Below are 16,767 nucleotides of genomic sequence, written 5' to 3'. Positions count from 1 at the left end.
TTTTTTTTTGAAAAAAACATTTAAACTTTTTTTAATATTATTTTTTGCTTTTTCAGTAAAAGTAAAAGCTCAAGATGGTTTCCACTTTATAAATAAGAATAAAGTACATCAGCAAATTAGCTTTAAGTTAATTAATAATTTAATTGTAATCCCATTGCATTTAAACGATAAGAAGCTTCATTTTATTTTAGATACTGGAGTTAATAAAACCATCCTTTTTAATATTTCTCAGAATGATAGTATAGGTTTAAATAATGTAAAAAAAGTTAAACTTCAAGGGTTAGGTAAAGGGGAGTCTATAGATGCTTTAATGTCTTTAAATAACAATGTTTCAATAAAAAAAATAGCTAGTAAAACAGAAACTATTTATGTAATTCTAAAAGATAATTTTGATTTATCAAGTAAAATGGGAACTACAATTCATGGCATAATAGGTTATGATTTATTAAAAGAATTTATTCTTAAAATAAATTATAAATCACAAACGATAGACTTTTATAATCCTAATAAATTTAAATATAGAAAATGTAAAAAATGTGAAGTTTTTCCTTTAAAACTCTTTAGAAACAAACCATATATGAACTTAAAAGTTCAGTTAGATACTATTGGTAATAAATTAATAGATGTAAAAATGTTAATTGATTCTGGAGGTAGTGATGCAGTTTGGTTATTTGAAGATTCTAAAGAAGATATTAAAACTCCAAAACAATTTTTTAATGATATTTTAGGAGAAGGATTAAGTGGCGCTATCTATGGAAATAGAAGTAGAATGCCAAAAATAAAAATGGGTTCTTTTGAAATTGAAAACCCTACAGTTTCTTTTTTAGATTCATTATCTACTAAAAACGCAAGAACTTTTAAAGATAGAAACGGAAGTATTGGCGCTGGTATTTTAAAGAGATTTAAAGTTTGGATTGATTATCCAAATAAAAAAATAACGTTAAAAAAGAGTGGATCATTTTCTGGTGGGTTTAATTATAATATGAGTGGATTAGATGTAATATATTATGGTAAACAGCTTGTAAAAGAAGAAAATGTAAAGTCTTATTCTAATAATGCCTCTGCTGGAGGTGAAAACTCTATTAATTTTATTACCAGCTTTTCTTATAAGTTTAAACCTTCATTTATAGTAAATAGTGTAGTTGAAAATTCACCCGCTGAAAAAGCAGGGCTTCTAAAAGATGATATTATTTTAAAAATAAATGGAAAACGTTCATATGAATTTACATTAAATGATATTATGTTTAAGTTTCAGCAAAGAGACAATAAAAAAATAAAAATCGAAGTAAGTAGAAATGGAAAAAAATGAAGTTTGAGTTTCGACTAAAAAAAGAATTTAAATTTATTTAAAATTAGAAAGAATACTTTTTTCTCTTTCAAGAGAAATACCATTATTAACTAATCCTTTAATTCTAATCGTTTTTCTAGGGTTTTTAGCATTAGAAAAAATAGTAATTGATTTAGAAAATCCACCAATCCTTTTTGTATCATAAGAAACTTTGATTTCGCCTTTTTCTCCTGGCAAAATTGGTCCTTTTGGTTTTTTAGGAATTGTACAACCACAAGAAGATTTTATGTTCTTAATAATTAATGGTTTGTTACCAATATTTGTAAAAATAAATATCCTTTCACCATTAGAGTTTTTCAATATTTTACCATAGTTAATTGTCTCTTTTTCAAACTTAAATTCTTGAGCAGAAGTTGATAAATGTAATATTCCAATAAACAGTATCGTATATATAGATTTCATAGTGTTATTTACTTATAAATCCTTTTATTTTTATCTTTTTTATAGATTTTTTAGCATTTGAAAAAATAACAATTTCTTTAGAGAAACCACCAGTTTTTGATGTGTCATAAGAAACAGTTATTGTTGCTTTTTCGTTTGGCATTATTGGTTTTTCTGGTTTTTTAGGAACCGCACAATCACAAGAGGTCTTAATTTCTTTAATAATTAAAGGTGCTTTACCAATGTTTGTAAACTCAAAAACTCGTTTACCATCATCTCCTTTTTTAATTTTACCATAATTAATAATTTCTTTTTCAAATTGAAATTCTTGCGCAGAAATACCAATAGAAAACAACAAACCTAAAGCAAAAAGAAAACCCTTATTCATAATACAAATTTACAATTTTAAAATGATAAAAAAATCAACCTCACATTTTCTCTAGAAATTAGATAATTGTATTTTTGCAAACTATATATCAAAAAGGATACCAAAGTATGACAATTCCATCTAAATACGATGCAAAACAAGTAGAAGATAAATGGTACGATTACTGGATGAAAAACAACTATTTTCATTCAACACCAGATGAAAGAGAGCCTTATACCATTGTAATTCCGCCACCAAACGTTACCGGTGTTTTACATATGGGGCATATGTTAAATAATACAATACAAGATGTATTAATTAGACGTGCACGTTTGTTGGGTAAAAATGCTTGTTGGGTTCCTGGTACAGATCATGCATCTATTGCTACAGAAGCAAAAGTTGTAGCTAAGTTAAAAGAACAAGGAATTAGTAAAAGCGATTTAACGAGAGAAGAGTTTTTACAACACGCTTTTGATTGGAAAGATGAATATGGAGGAAAAATTCTTGAACAATTAAAGAAACTTGGTGCTTCTTGCGATTGGGAAAGAACTGCATTTACAATGGATCCGGAAATGTCTGAATCTGTAATTAAAGTTTTTGTTGATTTATACAACAAAGGTTTAATTTATAGAGGTTACAGAATGGTAAACTGGGATCCTGAAGCTAAAACAACACTTTCTGATGAAGAAGTAATTCATGAAGAAAGACAAGGTAATTTATACTATTTAGAATATAAAATTGAAGGTTCTTCTGATACTTTAACCATTGCAACTACAAGACCAGAAACTATTTTCGGTGACACAGCAATTTGTATCAACCCTAATGATGAACGTTTTACACATTTAAAAGGGAAAAATGCAATTGTGCCTTTATGTGGAAGAGTAATTCCTATTATTGAAGATGAATATGTAGATTTAGAATTTGGTACAGGTTGTTTAAAAGTTACGCCTGCACACGATGAAAATGATAAGAATTTAGGAGACAAGCATAAATTAGAAGTAATTGATATTTTTAATGATGATGCTTCTTTAAATTCTTTCGGATTACATTATCAAGGTAAAGATCGCTTTGTAGTTCGTAAAGAAATCGCCAAAGAATTAAAAGAAAAAGGAATTTTAGTAAAAACTGAAGTTCATACAAATAAAGTAGGAACATCAGAAAGAACAAAAGCAGTTATAGAACCAAGATTGTCTGATCAATGGTTTTTAAAGATGACTGATTTAGCAAAACCAGCTATTGATGCTGTTTTAGGTGAAGATGCTGAGGTTAATTTATATCCAAAGAAATTCGAAAACACATACCGTCATTGGATGGAAAATGTGCGTGATTGGAACATTTCTCGTCAGCTTTGGTGGGGACAACAAATTCCTGCGTATTTCTACGGAGACGGAAAAGAAGATTTTGTAGTTGCAGAAAGCACCGCAGATGCATTAATTCTTGCAAAAGAAAAAACAGGAAATACTTCGCTGTCGGCGTCCGACTTAAGGCAAGATGAAGATGCATTAGATACTTGGTTTTCGTCTTGGTTATGGCCAATGTCTGTTTTTGACGGAATTAGAAATCCAGAAAACGAAGAAATTAAATATTATTATCCAACAAACGATTTAGTAACCGGACCAGATATTTTATTTTTCTGGGTTGCTAGAATGATTGTTGCTGGTTACGAATTTAAAGACCAAAAACCTTTTAACAATGTTTATTTAACAGGTTTAGTTAGAGATAAACAAAGACGTAAAATGTCTAAATCTTTAGGGAACTCACCAGATGCTTTAAAGTTAATTTCTGATTATGGAGCAGATGGAGTAAGAGTAGGACTTTTATTAAGTTCTGCAGCTGGTAACGATTTAATGTTCGATGAAGATTTATGTCAGCAAGGAAAAGGATTTTCAAATAAAATTTGGAATGCTTTTCGTTTGATAACTGGTTGGGAAGTTGACGCAAGTTTAACACAACCAGAAACTTCTAAAATTGGTTTAGAATGGTATGAAGCTAAGTTTCAAAAAACGTTAGCAGAAATAGAAGATCATTTTTCTAAATATCGTTTATCTGATGCTTTAATGGCAATTTATAAATTAATCAATGATGATTTCTCTTCATGGTTATTAGAAATTGTTAAGCCTGCATATCAACAACCAATTGATAAAACAACGTTTGAAGCTATTATTACAGTTTTAGAAAACAACTTAAAAGTATTACATCCGTTTATGCCATTTTTATCGGAAGATATTTGGCAATATATTACAGATAGAACACCAGAAGAAGCTTTAATTATTGCAAAATATCCTGTAATTAAAGATTTTGATGCTCAAATTATTTCAGATTTCGAATTTGCAACTGGAGTTGTATCTGGTATAAGAACTATAAGAAAAGATAAAAATATTTCTTTTAAAGATGCTGTAGAATTGTTTGTTATTGATAATGATAAAAGCACGAAAGAATTTGATGCTGTTATTCAGAAATTAACAAATACATCAGTAATAAATTACGTTTCAGAAAAGGTAGATGGAGCTTCTTTTAGAGTAAAATCTAATGAATACTTTACCCCTATTTCTATAGAAAATATAGATGTTGAAGCAGAAGTTAAAAAATTAGAGGGCGAATTAAAAAGAGCTGAAGGTTTCTTATTCGGAATTAATAAGAAATTGTCTAATGAACGTTTTGTTAATAACGCGCCAGAAAAAGTATTGGCTTTAGAACGCAAGAAAGAAGCAGATACAATTGCTAAAATTGAAACAATAAAAAGTAGTTTAGCTAGTTTACAATAGTTATTTATTTTTAAGTACAAAAAAGAGGAACTTATAAAGTTCCTCTTTTTTTGCTTAAACTTATCTAAAAATTATTTTAGTTGTTCCATAGTTTGTTTCATTACTTCTAACTTTTAAAAACAGAATTCCTGGATTTACTTTTGCGTTAATCTCAATCTCATTTTTACCTGTGGTTAAGGTTGTAGGCGAAGAATAAATTTCTTTACCTGTAATATCGAATAATGAAATAATAGCTTTAGTATTCGTATTACTAAATAAAATAATATTAACATTACCCAATGTAGGGTTAGGATATGTAATTAATTTATTATCAAATTCATTTATAGTTTCTGTTGTTATATCTAAAGCTGCAGTTTTAGTGAATTTCACATTAGATATAGATAAATCTAAATCATTAGTTTTTGCTTCAACAGCTAAAAATGTAAATAATACTGTTGTTAAATCATCTGCAGTAATTTTATTAGATGTCCCTACTGATGTAAATTTTTCAAAAGGGATATAGTAAGTTTGCTCTTCTTCAGACAAGTCAATCATTACTCTATATTGTTCTTTCCATTCTTCAATAGAAGATTTTATTAGGCCTAATTCAATTAAACCTCCTCCACCTTTAGCAGTAAATGATAAGTATTTATAAGCTGAATAATCTGCAGATAAATTACCTGGTAATAAAGATTTATAAATGCCTAAATAATCATATTCACTTACCGCTTTAATTTTAACATTTCTATTAATTGCATATTCATCGTTATTATATTCTCTATCGAAGTTATTAGAAACTATGTATTCTTGAACTTCTGTATATTTAGTATCATAATCTAATCCCCAATTTCCATCTGCATGATAAAAAGCATCCTGTATTTCATCTCCAACCTTTATTAATCCTTCATATTCATAGCCATCTTTAATATCAATCGTTAAAGTTTGTTTTAGTTTTGTGTTTATTGGATTGTATCTATGTTCTAATTTGTCTGTAGTTTCAGAATAAATTTCAATCATTGAAATTTCAGTATTCAGTCCTTCTTTTACACTTTTAAAGTCAATTATTAAATTTGAGTTTATTCTCGAAATCTTAGTAGCAAAAGTTTTAGGTATTTTTAAGATTTCTGTTTGGTTAACAGGAAGGTATCCATTTAAATTATCTAAAATATCTTTTACTAATTTTTTAGTATCAGAAGGGTTTGTAGACCAAACTTGGAAATTATATACATCGTTAAATTTAATATATTCGTTTACATACCAATTAGTTTGAATTGTATAATTGTTGTCACTCGTATTTTTTGCAGCTACAAATGAAATCGCATACTCAATAGCCCCATTTCTTTGTTTAATACCTTGCATTAAAAAGTTATAACCATCAAGTTCTACAGTTTGTATATTTAATATTTCTGCACCACGTAACCTATCACAAGAAGCTTTGGTATGATTATAAATTTTATCACTAGTTTTAATACCTAGAACCACTCCTTTTGTTTTTCCATTAATAGAAAAGTCTACAGATAAAACTTCATCAGCAACAGTGTAATCTAAAATATCTGTTGGAGAAGTTACATTAGATTCATTTCCAGCGACTAATTCTGTAGGGAACATTTCTAACATAGTCTGTCCTTTTCCTTGATAAATTTGATTTTTAATTAGTTTACTTTTATTGTAGATGTTTTTTTAGATTTTACAAAAATAGTAGGTTCACTATTTTTTTTGCGTTTCACATACATTTTAGAAATTGCATCACCCAAAGATTCACTTTCAGTACCACCGTTGTTTCCCGTTGTAACCTCTCCAGAAGTAATAATTACAGAATGTGTTAAAGATTGCGAACATCCATTTTTAATACCGGTTACTATAAGTTCGTAAGAGCCTTCAGCAGTAAAATCAAAGGTAACTACTTTTTGATTTGGATATAAATTGCTGCCCACATTAACTAACCCCCAAGAAAAACTATCATAGTAAGTATCGTTATTTAAAGTGAATTCTCTACTTACCGCCCCAGAAGGTGAGGGTACGGTTATTTCATTAATAATAGGAGTATTAATTGCATTTTTTACTGTAATTTGTTTTGTTTCTGTGTCTGACCCAAAAGTATTGGTTGCAACTAAGCTAACAGTAAAAACACCTGAACTAGTATAAGTTTTTGTAGGATTCATTAAAGTACTTGTAGTACCATCTCCAAAATTCCAAGCATAAGTAATAGGATCTTCTGGTTGTGCAGTAGCTCCTGTATTTGATGTGTTATTAAAAATAAATTCATTAGTTTCTATACATTGTTCTTCATTATTTGCTGTGAATTCAGAAGTTGGAGCTACTCCATTTGAGTTACTACAACTAGTTATAGCTGGAGTAAAGTTTGCTGAATGAACTTCTCCACCTGAATGGAAAAAGGATTTACCAATTACTTGCCCTTCAATATTAGATTGATTTACAGACTTATTTATATCTGCAAAAGGAGCAAAAACGCTTCCCTCTATTGTAGAATTTCCTTTAATGTTTAAAGTTTTTGTGTTGTAAAAATTATATATAATATAATGTGCTTCTTGTTGACCAATTCCAGATTGATTCCAAACATTCCAATCAAAGGTATCAGATGTATTTACGTTAATTACTAATATTTTGTTTGCACTAGGCTTATTGTTGTAAGTAAATACACTTACATTGTTTATATCGTTTCCAGTAACATTTAAGTAGTTTACTCCATTTTGTAAGTTTATTTTTATTTGATTAGGTAAAGAGGTGTTAGATATTGGTTGTCCATTTGGGTTTGTTAACTGTGCATTATTAGTATTTTGAGATAAACTTAAAGCATTAGTTTCTAATGTTTGAAATGCACTTGAAAAATCGATTAAATTATTTTCAAAAACAGGGTTATTTGTTGATGAAACATTTAACTGGTTGGCATTTGTTTGTAGAAGTATTCTTGGAGATGAATTATAATTAGAATTTGGTGTAATCCTAATATTTGAAGATGCATTATTTTGATCTTTATACCAAACAGTAGAACCTTGATTGTCACCTATTTTAATATAACTATTTTGATTTATTTGTAATGAATTTCCTGATTGATAAATTACTTTACCTCCAACAAGTAAACCTATAGGTGTATTGTCTATTTCAAATGTTCCGTTATCATTAGTAGCTATTTGGTAATTTCCAGCAATTGTTAAGTCTCCTCCAGTTGCTACACTTCCTTCGGTTTCATTTGTAGATAGTTTTAAACTTTCTAATGTAAATACATTAAAACCTAATGCAGGAGCGGTTGGGCTAGTTTGTATACAATTCCATTCCTTTTTATCAACTTGAATTAGATTGTTAGTTATTTCTATATTTTGTTCTTGTTTACTATGGTTAAAGACTTCAAGGTTTTTCCAGTTAGAAATATGCCTTTCATAAAAAGAATTCTTAAGAACTATTTTTACAGAATTTAATTCTGTTTTAGGTAATTTAAAATTTACTGCATTTTCTGAAGAATAGTTGTTTCCAAAAAGAAATTGAAAAGATAGTAATATACATAATATTACTATTGGAGATTGTTTTTTTGTGTAATTCATAGCTTTAGTTTATTAATTAATTTAAGGTCTTAATACTTAGAACTTAAATGTTAGGCTCGGGGGATAATTACGATAATATGTTATAATGTGAACTTAAGTATTTAATTGAAATATTTTTTGTTTTTAAATAAAAAAATAGATACATTTAAATTAGAATGTCTATTTAAATGTACAATAAATATTTTAATTTTTACCAAAACGAAAATATTTTATTTGTAAAGGTGAATAAATATTAGCTTGTAAATCTTGTTTTAATTAAGTTTTTTTTAAATTAGCTCTAAATCCTATAGTAGCCAATAGGCCTATAATTGGTATAATTGAGAAATAACTAAATAAGTGTTGATATTCTATGATAGTTGGGTTTTCTCCTAGCATGTAACCTACAAATAAAGACATAAAAATATCTGGTGTAAAACCAACAACAGATATAATACCAACTAAAGTACCTGTTAATTGAATTGGAGTTTTAGTTTCTTCTATAATGGCAAAATATAACCCTCTTAATGCATATGTTCCTAATGCCATAAGAACAAAAAAAGTAAAAGATAAAAATATTGGTTGTTCATTTAATACTCCTAATCCTAAAGTAATTGATGCAAAAATTAAAATTGCAAAACAAGGAATAATTATTTTTGAAGGAATAAATTTATCAGCAACCCATCCTATTGCAATTGCAGCTAAAGGTCTAATATATTGAATTAATACGGCAAAATAAGTAGCATCTTCTAAAGAGTACTCCCAAACATCTCTAGCATAAGTACCGTAAACTCCTGTAAGTTTATAAGAACAGTATGCACAAAAAATAATTATAGAATGAAATATTACTTTTTTTGCTTCATTAAAGAAAAAGCTTGTTTAAAATTGAATTGGAACTCTTTGTTTGTTTTTATATCGACTTTTTGTTTAGGTAAAACTGTCCATACTAACATTGCTACTAAAAATACTATTACGGTTATAGTTCCTATAATGTATTGTAACGTTTCTACTTTATTCGTAAAAGTAATTTCAATGCCTTTATCTGGAAAAAAATAGGTGAGTATTGTTGCTCCAAAAAGAGCAATTGAGGCTGCAAACAAACCTCTTCCTCCGTCTAAAAGACCAAAAGAAAGACCTTGATTATTTTCATTTCCCCATTGCCTAGTAGCCTTTATTAATGAAGCCCAAAAGAATAATATAGTAGATACACCCCAAAAAGAATATAAAATTTTTAAGGTAAATATTGATGGTATCATTGTCATCCAAAAACCACCAATTGCTGTTAAAAATAAAGAAAGAGATAGTAACTTACGTGCTTCCCACTTATCAGCAATAAAACCTCCAAAAAAATAGGAGAGTACAGCAGTAATACCATATAATGCTTGAGCTTCGCCAATTTGAGCGTCAGAAATAACAAATGCTTCTCTAATAATTGGTTTAAAAACTCTCATTAATATAAAGGGTAATAAAAAAATTGCTTCACCAGCAATAATTAGGGCAAACATCGAGGTTATTTTATTCTTTTTTTGCATTCCTCTAAAGTAGTGTTTCTTTTATTATATAAGAGAATATTATAAAAGACCTTGTTTTTTATTGGAATAAAAACTTTAAATGCGTATTATTGAGGTAAGTAAAAAAATAAAAAATGAAAAAACTAATCTTACCTTTATCAATTATTGTTTTATTAGCAACTTCTTGTGTTTCTAAAAAAAAGTATGTAGATCTAGAATCTAAATATATAGATGCTAAAGGAAATTTGCAAAAATTAGAAGTAAAATTTGATAAAATTGATAAAAGAGTAGAAATTTATAATAATAAAATTAACTCTTTAAAAGGAGATAATATTACTTTAGAAAAAGAAAATTCTTTAAAGTTAGATATGGTAGATGGTAAAACTGTAATATCTAAAGAAGTAAGAGTGCTAATGAACAAAACGTTAGCAAAAATGGATCCTGAGAAATTAGCAACTGCCAAAACTTTAAAAGATTCATTAAACTTAGCTGTTTCTTACAATGTTGTTAGAAAAGCTTTAGGGAAATCGGAATTTAAAAATTCTAAAGAAATTGATATAGAAATTGATCAAACAGTAGTAATGATTTCGGTTTCAGAAAAATTACTATTTAACTCTGGTAGTTATAAAGTTAAAAGTAGCGCTTTAGAATTAATTACTAAATTGGCAGACATTATTGAGTCTGAACCAAGTATGGATGTTATGATTGAAGGACATACAGATTCTCAAACCATTAAAAACGAAAGTGTAAATGATAATTGGGATTTAAGTGTAAAAAGAGCAACTTCTATTGTTAGACTTCTTCAAAATAAATTTAATATAGATGGAAGTAGGTTAATTGCTTCTGGTAGAGGAGATACAATGCCTCTATATTCAAATACAACAAAAGAAAATAGAGCAAAAAATAGGAGAACTAAAATAATAATTCTTCCTAATCTAAATAAGTTTTTTGCTTTATTAGCAGAAGAAGGAGTAATTGAAAAGTAGACTTTTTCTTAAATACATTCATAAAAAAGTATCGTTTTAAACGATACTTTTTTATTTAATTAAAGTTTTTAAATTAACTTATTTTAAAAGAGCCTCTCTTAATAACGTAATTGGGTGTTTTGCAATACGCTTTGTTCCGTCATAAATTTGATGTCTACAACTTGTTCCTGCAGCAACAAGTTCTGTGTCTTCACTACAATTTCTAACTTTTGGAAACAACGTATCTTCACCTACTTGCATAGAAACTTTATAGTGTTCTTTTTCATATCCAAAAGAACCCGCCATTCCACAACAACCAGTATTCATAATCGTTACAGAATAATTTTCTGGCAGATTTAACATCTCAAAACTAGCAATTGTACCAGACAATGCTTTTTGATGACAATGCCCATGAATTTTTAATGTCTTTTTTTCTGATGTAAAAAGACCTTTATCAATGTTTTCTTTTTTAATTTCTTTGGCTAAAAATTCTTCGAAAGTAAAACTGTTTTTCGCAATTTTTTCTGCGGATGTTTTATCATCAGCTAACCTTAAATATTCGTCTCTAAAAGTTAATATTGCAGAAGGTTCTACACCAACTAAAGGAATATTATCTGTAATTAAATTTTTAAAAATAGCAATATTTGTATTACAGATTTCTTTCGCCTCTCTTAAAAAACCTTTCGAAATATGACTTCTACCACTTTCTTCGTGATTTATATTTTTAACTTCATAGCCTAATTTTTCTAATAGAATAACAGCGTCTTTACCTATTTCTGCATCGTAATAATTGGTAAATTCATCATTAAATAAATACACCGCTTTTTTAGAAGACTTCTCGACTGCGCACGAAGTGACATTTCTTTTCTTTAACCAATTATCTAAAGTCTGATTTGCTAATTTAGGAACAGAGCGTTCAACAGCAACACCAAGTACTTTTTTAGCAATTGTTGTATTGGTAAAAAAGTTTGTAATTGCAGGGAATTTACTTCCTAATTTGTTGTATTTAACATTATTGGCAAACATTTTACTTCTAAATGAATAGCCATTTGTTTCTTGATATTGATACAAAAACTCTGCTTTCATACTTGCAATATCTACATTACTTGGGCATTCTGTAGCACAAGCTTTACAACTTAAACAAAGGTCTAAAACCTTCTTTAGTTCTTTAGAATCAAATTTATTTACAGCTGTATTATTGGTTAAAACATCTCGTAAAGTATTGGCTCTTGCTCTTGTAGTGTCTTTTTCATCTTTTGTGGCTCTATAACTTGGGCATAAAGTTCCACCAGCTTCTACAGGTTTTCTACAATCTCCAGAACCATTACATTTTTCTGCGAGTTTTAAAATACCTTCATCTTTAGAGAAATCTTGCAACGTTTTAATTATAGGTTCTTCTCTATCAACTTCATAACGTAGGCTTTCATCCATAGCAAAAGCATCCGTAATTTTACCTTGGTTAAAAACATTATTAGGGTCAAATGCTTTTTTTATTCTTCTTAAAAGTTGATAATTTTTATCACCAATCATTAACGGAATAAACTCTGCACGTACAATTCCGTCTCCATGTTCTCCAGAAAAAGAACCTTTGTATTTTTTTACTAACTGAGCCGTTTCAGTAGTTATTTTTCTAAACAACACAACATCTTCTTTTTTCTTGATATTTAAAATAGGACGTAAATGTAATTCACCAGCTCCAGCATGCGCATAATACACAGCATTTTGCTGATATTTATCCATTATTTTGGTAAACTCTTCAATGTAATTAGGTAAATCTTCTAAAGCAACAGCAGTATCTTCTATACATGCAACCGCTTTTTTATCTCCAACAATATTTGCCAAAGCACCTAAACCAGCTTTACGCAAATAATGCACTTTTGCAATATCAGAACCATATACTTTAGGATGATGATACCCAAAATTGTTTTTTTCTAAATCTGCTATTAATTTATCTGCTAAAATTTCTGTTTCTTCAATAGTATTGGCAGAAACTTCTAACATTAAAACCGCTTCTGGATCTCCTTGTAAAAAGAATCTATTTTTTGCTAAATCTGGATGATTTTTAGTACAATCTAAAATGGTTTTGTCCATTAATTCACAATTATATAAATTGTGATTCATGGCAATTACAGTCGCTTTTAAACTTTCGTTTATACTCTTAAAATGGGTACAAACCATAATGCTTTCTTTTGGCGCAACAGCATCTAATTGTAAAGTTATTGCTGTTGAAAAAGCCAAAGTACCTTCGCTACCAGATAATAATTTTGCAACGTTTATGGTTGGAGAAGTTCCTCCAAATAAATCTGAAGTTAAAAACTCATCAACAGCATAACCTGTACATCTTCTATGAATTTCTGGCTTTGGAAACTCATTTTTTATTTCTTGCTGATTTTCTACAGAAGATAATTCTTCAAAAATTGACTTATAAATTTTTCCTTCTTGAGTATTCTCTTTTGTTTTTTTGATGAATTCAGCTGATGAAATTTCGTTAAAAGTAGCTGTGCTACCATCACTCAAAATAGCATCAATGCTTAAAACCTTATCACGAGTAACACCGTATTTTATTGATGTACTTCCAGATGAATTGTTACCTACCATGCCACCAATCATGCATCTATTTGATGTTGATGTATTTGGGCCAAAAAACAAACCATAAGGTTTTAAGAAAACGTTTAAAGAATCTCTTACAATTCCTGGTTGTAGGGTAATTGTTTTTGCTTGTTCATCAAAAGAAATAATACTTGTAAAATGTTTAGAAACATCTACCACAATACCATCTCCAACACATTGTCCTGCTAAAGAAGTTCCTGCAGTTCTTGGTATTAAAGTGATGCTGTTTTTATTAGCAAATTCAATTAATTTAATAATGTCTTTTTCATCCTTAGGAAAAGCAACTGCTAAAGGAATTTTTTTATACACAGAGGCATCTGTAGCATAAAAAGTTTTATGCAAATTATCAAAAAGAACATCACCAGAAAGTGAGTTGTGTAGGTTTTGTAAAGTAGCGGTATTAATCATCTAAACACTAAATTTATCTAAGTAAACAAATATCAGCATAATATTATCATTAAAAGAAAATAGGTAAGGAGTTTGTTCATTTTTATAGAATTGATAAAAAATAGATTGAAAAGTTATTGAATCAATGTTAAAGTTCCAGTTTAGCATTTTTGAATTCCTATATTTGTGAAATAACCAATATTATATTTTACATGAAAAAAATACTACTACTTTTCTTATTTGTAACTTTTTCAATTTCAGCTCAAAAAGTTGATTTATCTTATTATTTACCTCAAAATACTACTTATAATAAAAACATACCAACGCCAAAATCTGTAATTGGTCATGAGGTAGGAGAGTGGCATATTACACACGATAAATTAGTAGAATATATGAAAGTTTTGGCAGCTTCATCAGATAGAATTTCTATAGAAAATAGAGGTAAAACTTATGAAGATAGACCTTTGTTGTTATTAACAATTACAGCACCAGAAAATCATAAAAATATTAATAAAATAAAACAAGAACATATAGATGCTACAAACGATAGTTCTATAGATGTATCTAAAAATCCTATTGTAGTGTATCAAGGATTTTCTATTCATGGTAATGAAGCAAGTGGTTCTAATGCAGCTTTAGCAGTTGCTTATTATTTAGCAGCAGCAGAAAATATAAAAGATCTATTAAAAAATACAGTTATTCTTTTTGATCCTTCTTTTAATCCAGATGGTTTGCAACGTTTTGCATATTGGGCAAATACCAATAGGAGTAAAAACATAAATCCAGACCCTAACGATAGAGAATATACAGAGATTTGGCCAAGAGGTAGAACTAATCATTATCAGTTTGATATGAATAGAGATTGGTTGCCTGTTCAGTTGCCAGAAAGTAAAGCACGTATAGCAAGTTTTCATAAATGGTTGCCAAATATTTTAACAGATCATCATGAAATGGGATCTAATTCTAGTTTCTTTTTTCAACCTGGTATTCCGAGTAGAACAAATCCGTTAACCCCACAAATGAACCAAGATTTAACCAAAGAAATTGCAACATATCATGCAAAAGCGTTAGATAAAATAGGTTCTTTATATTATTCAGAAGAAAGTTTCGATGATTTTTATTACGGTAAAGGATCTACGTTTCCGGATATTAATGGAAGTATTGGAATTTTGTTTGAACAAGCAAGTTCTAGAGGTCATGCACAAGAAACTACTAACGGAATTTTAACATTCCCTTTTACCATTAGAAACCAGTTTACAGCAGCATTATCTACTTTAGAAGCAGCAAAAAGTATGCGTGTAAAAATCTTAAAATACCAACAAGATTTTTACAAAGAATCTAGAAATACAGGTGTTAAACAAGCTATTGTTTTTGGTGATGAAAAAGATGCTGCAAAAAGTTTCCATTTGGCAGAAGTATTAAAACGTCATCAAGTAAAAATGTATGATGTTAAGTCTGATTTTACTAAGAACGGTAAAAATTTTAAAAAGGGCTATAGTTATGTAGTTCCTATGAATCAGAAAAATCAACGATTGGTAAAAGCGATGTTTGATGTAAGAACAAAATTTAAAGACAGTTTATTTTATGATGTTTCTGCATGGACTTTTAATCATGCATTTGGAGTTGATTATGCAGAAAACATATCGCTTTCTAAAGCAGGAGATGAGATTACAGAATTAAAATTGAATGCTGGTACTATTTCTTTTAAAAGTGATTATGGTTATTTAATGCCTTGGAATGAATATTATGCACCAAAAGCCTTAAACACAATTTTACAAAAAGGAATTAGAGCAAAAGTTTCGATGAAAAATTTTAAAAACGGTGGTGCTTCTTATGAATACGGAACTGTTTTTATTCCGGTGCAAAATCAAAAATTAGACGCTTCAGAATTATATCAATTCCTACAAAAAATTGCAGAAGAAAGTAATTTAAAAATTGCGGCTGTAAATACAGGTTTAAACGAAGGAATAGATTTAGGTTCTAATAATTTTAAACCAATAACAATACCAAAAGTAGCCATGTTAGTTGGTAACGGAATTGCTGGTAATGATTCAGGAGAAATTTGGCATTTGTTTGACCAACGTTTCGATATGAATATAACACGTTTAGATATGAGTTATTTTACAAGAATAAATCTTCAGAAATACACGCATATTATAATACCGAGTAGTAGTATAGAAAAGTCTGCTATTAATAAATTAAAAACTTGGGTTAAAAACGGTGGTGTTTTAGTTGGTTATAAAAACACCGCAAAATGGTTAGCAAGCAATAAAATGGTTAACCTACAATTTGAAAAGGCTAAAATAGATTCAATAAAAAACGTGTCTTTCGAAAATAAATCTTTGCAGTTTGGTGCTCAATATATTGGTGGAGCAATTTTTGAAGCTGATTTAGATAGGTCTCATCCCATAAGTTTTGGGTATAAGAACGATAAAATTGCCTTGTTTAGAAATTCTACACTATTTATAAAAGCCGATAAAAATAGCTATAACAATCCCATACAATACACATCTAACCCGTTACTGAGTGGTTATATTTCTAAAGAAAATGCTAAGGTTATTAAAAACACTGTTCCATTTAAAGTACAGAGAATGGGAAGAGGTAGAGTTATTGTTTTTACAGACAACACCAATTTTAGAGCTTTTTGGTTTGGTACAAATAAGTTGTTAATGAATGCTGTTTTCTTTGGTGATAAAATGTAGGTTTCTTTAAGTTTCAAAGTTTCAAAGTTTCAAAGTTTCAAAGTTTTTGAGTTACAATGTCCGTTTTTATAACACGATATGTTTTGAGTGATTTTAATTTTTTATAAAAATTGTATCGAGAAGATTTTTAAAGTTGCAAGGTTTCATAATCAAGTTTTGCAACTTTGAAACTTACTTTTGTAACAAAAGTAGTTGTTAAACGTCTTATATGTGTAA

General features: G+C 28.7%; 11 protein-coding genes. 4 read left to right on the top strand and 7 right to left on the bottom strand.

Translation table 11 applies throughout. The features are described from left to right. Positions 1-7 precede the first annotated feature (7 nt). Positions 8-1,309, top strand: a complete 1,302-nt coding sequence (locus N5A56_RS00465; RefSeq protein WP_265724279.1) for an aspartyl protease family protein — start codon at positions 8-10, stop codon at positions 1,307-1,309. A gap of 33 nt (positions 1,310-1,342) precedes the next feature. Here the strand turns inward: N5A56_RS00465 and N5A56_RS00460 are convergent, their stop codons facing one another. Together N5A56_RS00460 and N5A56_RS00455 are read right to left on the bottom strand one after the other, a co-directional pair. After that, positions 1,343-1,750, bottom strand: coding sequence for a DUF1573 domain-containing protein (locus tag N5A56_RS00460; protein ID WP_265724280.1), 408 nt, complete (start codon positions 1,748-1,750; stop codon positions 1,343-1,345). A 4-nt stretch (positions 1,751-1,754) separates the two neighbouring features. Next, positions 1,755-2,117 (bottom strand): DUF1573 domain-containing protein, encoded by a 363-nt coding sequence (locus tag N5A56_RS00455; RefSeq protein WP_265724281.1) that lies wholly within the window; start codon positions 2,115-2,117, stop codon positions 1,755-1,757. Between the two features lie 107 nt (positions 2,118-2,224). Between N5A56_RS00455 and N5A56_RS00450 the strand changes: the two genes are divergently transcribed. Continuing rightward, entirely contained in the window at positions 2,225-4,861 is a 2,637-nt protein-coding gene (locus N5A56_RS00450; RefSeq protein ID WP_274270117.1) for a valine--tRNA ligase, read from the top strand. Between the two features lie 60 nt (positions 4,862-4,921). On the opposite strand, the gene N5A56_RS00445 is transcribed toward N5A56_RS00450, so the two are convergent. The 4 genes from N5A56_RS00445 to N5A56_RS00430 form a co-directional block, all read right to left on the bottom strand. Continuing rightward, entirely contained in the window at positions 4,922-6,457 is a 1,536-nt protein-coding gene (locus tag N5A56_RS00445; RefSeq protein WP_274270116.1) for a T9SS type A sorting domain-containing protein, read from the bottom strand. A gap of 35 nt (positions 6,458-6,492) precedes the next feature. Further along, a complete protein-coding gene (locus N5A56_RS00440) occupies positions 6,493-8,400 on the bottom strand; it encodes a collagen-binding domain-containing protein (protein WP_274270115.1) in 1,908 nt (635 codons plus the stop codon). A gap of 255 nt (positions 8,401-8,655) precedes the next feature. Next, positions 8,656-8,925 carry a hypothetical protein gene (locus N5A56_RS00435; RefSeq protein ID WP_265724283.1) on the bottom strand — a complete coding sequence of 90 codons (270 nt, stop codon included), beginning with the start codon at positions 8,923-8,925 and terminating at the stop codon, positions 8,656-8,658. Between the two features lie 296 nt (positions 8,926-9,221). Beyond that, positions 9,222-9,881, bottom strand: coding sequence for an MFS transporter (locus N5A56_RS00430; RefSeq protein ID WP_265724284.1), 660 nt, complete (start codon positions 9,879-9,881; stop codon positions 9,222-9,224). A gap of 140 nt (positions 9,882-10,021) precedes the next feature. Between N5A56_RS00430 and N5A56_RS00425 the strand changes: the two genes are divergently transcribed. Continuing rightward, positions 10,022-10,873 carry an OmpA/MotB family protein gene (locus tag N5A56_RS00425; RefSeq protein ID WP_265724285.1) on the top strand — a complete coding sequence of 284 codons (852 nt, stop codon included), beginning with the start codon at positions 10,022-10,024 and terminating at the stop codon, positions 10,871-10,873. Between the two features lie 78 nt (positions 10,874-10,951). Here N5A56_RS00425 and N5A56_RS00420 read toward each other — a convergent pair whose 3' ends face one another. Further along, positions 10,952-13,870, bottom strand: coding sequence for an FAD-binding and (Fe-S)-binding domain-containing protein (locus tag N5A56_RS00420; RefSeq protein ID WP_265724286.1), 2,919 nt, complete (start codon positions 13,868-13,870; stop codon positions 10,952-10,954). Between the two features lie 191 nt (positions 13,871-14,061). Between N5A56_RS00420 and N5A56_RS00415 the strand changes: the two genes are divergently transcribed. Then, positions 14,062-16,551 (top strand): M14 family zinc carboxypeptidase, encoded by a 2,490-nt coding sequence (locus tag N5A56_RS00415; protein ID WP_265724287.1) that lies wholly within the window; start codon positions 14,062-14,064, stop codon positions 16,549-16,551. Positions 16,552-16,767: the final 216 nt, after the last annotated feature.

The sequence above is a fragment of the Polaribacter ponticola genome (assembly GCF_026191475.2).
GTDB lineage: Bacteria > Bacteroidota > Bacteroidia > Flavobacteriales > Flavobacteriaceae > Polaribacter > Polaribacter ponticola.
This window is presented reverse-complemented; position numbering and strand designations above follow the sequence as displayed.

Excerpts from the sequence above, each read along its gene's own strand:
- N5A56_RS00460 (WP_265724280.1), bottom strand. The coding sequence starts at position 1,750 with ATGAAATCTATATATACGATACTGTTTATTGGAATATTACATTTATCA.
- N5A56_RS00455 (WP_265724281.1), bottom strand. The coding sequence starts at position 2,117 with ATGAATAAGGGTTTTCTTTTTGCTTTAGGTTTGTTGTTTTCTATTGGT.
- N5A56_RS00450 (WP_274270117.1), top strand. The coding sequence starts at position 2,225 with ATGACAATTCCATCTAAATACGATGCAAAACAAGTAGAAGATAAATGG.
- N5A56_RS00445 (WP_274270116.1), bottom strand. The coding sequence starts at position 6,457 with ATGTTAGAAATGTTCCCTACAGAATTAGTCGCTGGAAATGAATCTAAT.
- N5A56_RS00440 (WP_274270115.1), bottom strand. The coding sequence starts at position 8,400 with ATGAATTACACAAAAAAACAATCTCCAATAGTAATATTATGTATATTA.
- N5A56_RS00435 (WP_265724283.1), bottom strand. The coding sequence starts at position 8,925 with ATGGCATTAGGAACATATGCATTAAGAGGGTTATATTTTGCCATTATA.
- N5A56_RS00430 (WP_265724284.1), bottom strand. The coding sequence starts at position 9,881 with ATGTTTGCCCTAATTATTGCTGGTGAAGCAATTTTTTTATTACCCTTT.
- N5A56_RS00425 (WP_265724285.1), top strand. The coding sequence starts at position 10,022 with ATGAAAAAACTAATCTTACCTTTATCAATTATTGTTTTATTAGCAACT.
- N5A56_RS00420 (WP_265724286.1), bottom strand. The coding sequence starts at position 13,870 with ATGATTAATACCGCTACTTTACAAAACCTACACAACTCACTTTCTGGT.
- N5A56_RS00415 (WP_265724287.1), top strand. The coding sequence starts at position 14,062 with ATGAAAAAAATACTACTACTTTTCTTATTTGTAACTTTTTCAATTTCA.